This window comes from Amycolatopsis sp. NPDC059021 (assembly GCF_042739895.1).
Taxonomy (GTDB): Bacteria; Actinomycetota; Actinomycetes; order Mycobacteriales; family Pseudonocardiaceae; genus Amycolatopsis.
Genome location: NZ_JBHYIQ010000206.1, coordinates 1 through 3261, shown reverse-complemented (window position 1 = coordinate 3261; position 3261 = coordinate 1). Strand labels below are relative to the sequence as shown.

Below are 3261 nucleotides of genomic sequence, written 5' to 3'. Positions count from 1 at the left end.
CTTTTACACTCTCCCTCATTTGTTGTCTCATTTCATTTATTTGTTCGTCTGAAGCGGATTCAATCCATAGTTTTCTATCCTTCTGAAATTGCGCCCGCCAATATCCCGGCGGCTGTACGGTTGTCGCATTATCCGGTACGGAATCAGCCGGAACAATTTCAGGATAGTCGAAGATGAAATCCGAATCATATACGAATACTTGTATCATTTCCATTGCTCCAACCCTCCTAGTAAGGCACTGCCGCGTCTAATGACCAACTGGACACGGCGGACTGATTGTTTCCTGAAAAGCCGACAAACGCCAGTTTACCGTCAGTGTTGATATAAAATTTTGTGAAGCCTGTCGTTCCGTATGCTGTTGCCATGACCGCCTTTTTGTCTGACGGTGAATATGACGCGGGCAATTGTGCAAAGTCAACGCCGAGGTCACACGCCACGTCACCTTTTAGCATGAGGATGTTTCCCCAGCGGGTATACTGCGGTGTTCTTCCTGACGCCTTTGCTCCATTCAATAACGGAAGGTTATACCATGTGAGCGCCATAAAATCATTTTGTGTAAACAGCTGTCGCCAACCCCTGAATACATTGTCAGTGTGTATAACACCAATCCATGACGTATTATCATAGGAACGTGTCAGAACCAATTTCCGCAGACCGTTTGGCGCTGGTAGAATGTCGAGATAGTACCAAGAAGCGTCACCCGGTAACGGTAGTTGATTCCATCCTGTCCCATAATAAAAACCGGGTGGTGCGGTGAATATGCTGTCAGCTGAAGCCAACCGTTTCCGCATTCCTTCAGCATCCGTTAATGCATATTTCTGTGAGAAGTTTTGAACCCCGATAACATCCTGAAGCGATAGATTCGTTGTCTGTAAATCCTTTTGCAGCTGTGTCGCATCCGTAGCAGCTTGATTCCATTTCAAACGTTCAGAATCCGAGACGTGAGGTTTAGCATTTGCGATATGGTTCTTCAGGTTTGTTTCTGATGTCGTCACCCTGTCACTCATACCGTCCCACTTGGTACGGTCTTCAGACGATACGTGTTTGGTCGTGTCCTTTACATGAGCGTCCAAGACTCGGCCGAATGAATCAACGTCAGCCTTCATACTTTGAATTTGTTGGTCAGTTGCACCAGTTGACCCACCGTCCGCGGTATCCTCTAACGCTTGGACTTTTTGCTGAAGCGTCAGAATATCGTTCTTTATCTCATCTGACACGTCCATATGGTCAACGGTGTCCTGAAGCTTTGCCATCTTGTCTTTTAAATCTGAAATACTTGTTTTGACGCCTGTATCATCATAGGGCGGCGTCCGCCTTGACCCGAGTTCAATCAATTAGGACACCTCCACGATTGTGACGACTGTCTCAGTATCAGCGACTAGGTACACGTCAGGGCTTTGGCTATGAACCTTAAATGTTAGCGGGCTGTCGTTAGACGTGAGCGGCGCACCTGTAGTCGTCTCGACACCCTGCTTACCCCAATAAATGACACCCGAGTTAGGCGGGTAGATCGTCAACTCTCGGCGGTTTGTCAGTTTGCTAGAACCTGACTTTGCCATTACAGGCGTGACGCCTACACTCACCCCACCAACCCTAAAGTCATTCATTCCGGCTTCCCGAGTTGGTACAGGTTGTGTCGCCGGGATAGAAGACCCGCCGAGTGTGACAGGCTTATCTATCTCAACACTCCCAATATGCTTGTCGCCTGCCGCAAGCGGCGGTAACGCTGATATATCTACGGTTCCTGTCATCTGCCCAAGCTGAACGGTGTCAATGGACTGTGGTATAGATGACGCTGTAAATTTCTCAATCCAAGATTCGACCCGGACTTTTTCGGGCTGCACGATCGCGGCGTCAAGGTAGATTGTGTGATAGCCGAGCGGTCGCGCCAAAAGCTTTGTTGACCCCGGCGCTACGGCTAAAAGATAATTGTTAGGCGACACGCTCGGGCGCTCGTGTACGTACACGATCTGACTTGTGTTATTTGTTATGGCTGAATGGTTCGGCTTTGTGTCGTCAAAATAAACCGTTGTAATGTCGCCCGGTAGCATGGTGACGGTCTGTTCACGCCATGTACTCTTTTTATGGTCATCCCCCGGCTGTTTGACTAGTTCCGGCATTCTTGTTCACTCCTTTTGCTATTGTAGCGGCTTTCTTGATGTGGTTTGACGCGCTGCGTCCTTTCTTAATGGCTTTGGCTCCCTTAGAAACAGATTTGACAGCACGACCACCCGGAACAAAATCCATTGCGGTGGATGCTGTACCTTTCGCAACGTCTCCGACTGCTGGGAAGGCTTTCATAAAGAACACGATTGCAATGATAGCAAGCCCGAGAATAAGAGACCATCTGAACACGCCGAACATGATATTTGATAAATATGATTTGTCGTCAGTGCCTGAAGATGAAGAATCCCCACCTGTCGCCCCGGCTCCTGACGTTCCTTTGAATGTAATGTCCTTATCATCGTACTGGTGAAGGTTGTTACTGCTGATAATGCCGAGAAGCTTATTTACATAGTTAGGGTCTGTTGCATACCCTCCAGCTTTGATTCCCTTCGCATAGTCCTCAACGCTTTTTGCGTTCTTCAGCTTTGACGCATAACGCGGCTTGGATAATAGTTCCGCGTGGGCGCGTATGGAATCTTGATAGCTGTTGTACTTTGCAAAGCCATCCTTCACGTGATAGGTCTTACCGTTATATACTTCGGTCGTACCCATCGTGGCACTTCCTGCTGTACCTCTTCCCTTTATTCCAAATAGGTTCTTAGAGTAGTAGGCAAGCCCGGACAATCCGCCCGGGTTTGAACCGCCTGATTCTAACATGATTTGACCCAGTATGATGGATGCAGGGATGCCAGTTTCTTTCTGTATGGCTTGCGCGTCTTTGATAAACGGCTTTATATTTACGCCCATACTTCCACCTACTTTGTCAGGATTTTGATTTTCTGACCCGGTTTAATTTTGTTCGGGTCTTTGAGTTTGTTAAACTTGGCTGTTTCCATATACGCGGCTTTTGTACCACCCTTACCATATTTCTGCGTCAATTCTGACAACGTGTCACCTTTTTTCACCGTCACCGTTTTGTATTTTGGTGTAGACGGTTTTTTCGCTGGCGATGGCTTTTTAGCCGGGGTTGACGGTTTTTTAGCAGGTGTTGTCGTGTTTGCAGGTGTTTACGGTTTCGCGTTCTTAAGCTTTTCCAGTTCTTTATGAATCTGGTCATTTTATGTTTTCAATTTTGGGTATTTTTTCTCTGTTTCT

6 protein-coding genes are annotated in these 3261 nt (G+C 47.3%); 1 reads left to right on the top strand and 5 read right to left on the bottom strand.

The features are described from left to right. The 5 genes from ACFWX1_RS47945 to ACFWX1_RS47925 all read right to left on the bottom strand — a co-directional run. The coding region (locus ACFWX1_RS47945; RefSeq protein ID WP_378396609.1) for a hypothetical protein at positions 1-214 on the bottom strand (214 nt) is incomplete at its 3' end. A 13-nt stretch (positions 215-227) separates the two neighbouring features. Further along, a complete protein-coding gene (locus tag ACFWX1_RS47940; protein WP_376642734.1) occupies positions 228-1334 on the bottom strand; it encodes a hypothetical protein in 1107 nt (368 codons plus the stop codon). Further along, complete coding sequence (locus ACFWX1_RS47935; RefSeq protein WP_376642735.1) at positions 1335-2120, bottom strand: hypothetical protein; 786 nt, start codon at positions 2118-2120, stop codon at positions 1335-1337. Beyond that, positions 2089-2913: a glycoside hydrolase family 73 protein gene (locus ACFWX1_RS47930; RefSeq protein ID WP_376642737.1), complete on the bottom strand. Its 825-nt coding sequence runs from the start codon at positions 2911-2913 to the stop codon at positions 2089-2091. The genes ACFWX1_RS47935 and ACFWX1_RS47930 overlap by 32 nt, the downstream gene beginning before the upstream one ends. Before the next feature lie 8 nt (positions 2914-2921). Beyond that, positions 2922-3071 (bottom strand): LysM peptidoglycan-binding domain-containing protein, encoded by a 150-nt coding sequence (locus ACFWX1_RS47925; protein ID WP_378396610.1) that lies wholly within the window; start codon positions 3069-3071, stop codon positions 2922-2924. Between ACFWX1_RS47925 and ACFWX1_RS47920 the strand changes: the two genes are divergently transcribed. Next, positions 3055-3213, top strand: coding sequence for a hypothetical protein (locus ACFWX1_RS47920; protein ID WP_378396611.1), 159 nt, complete (start codon positions 3055-3057; stop codon positions 3211-3213). The two genes, ACFWX1_RS47925 and ACFWX1_RS47920, sit on opposite strands and share 17 nt — an antisense overlap. Positions 3214-3261: the final 48 nt, after the last annotated feature.

Coding starts and splice junctions, on each gene's coding strand:
- ACFWX1_RS47935 (WP_376642735.1), bottom strand. CDS start 2,120: ATGCCGGAACTAGTCAAACAGCCGGGGGATGACCATAAAAAGAGTACA.
- ACFWX1_RS47930 (WP_376642737.1), bottom strand. CDS start 2,913: ATGGGCGTAAATATAAAGCCGTTTATCAAAGACGCGCAAGCCATACAG.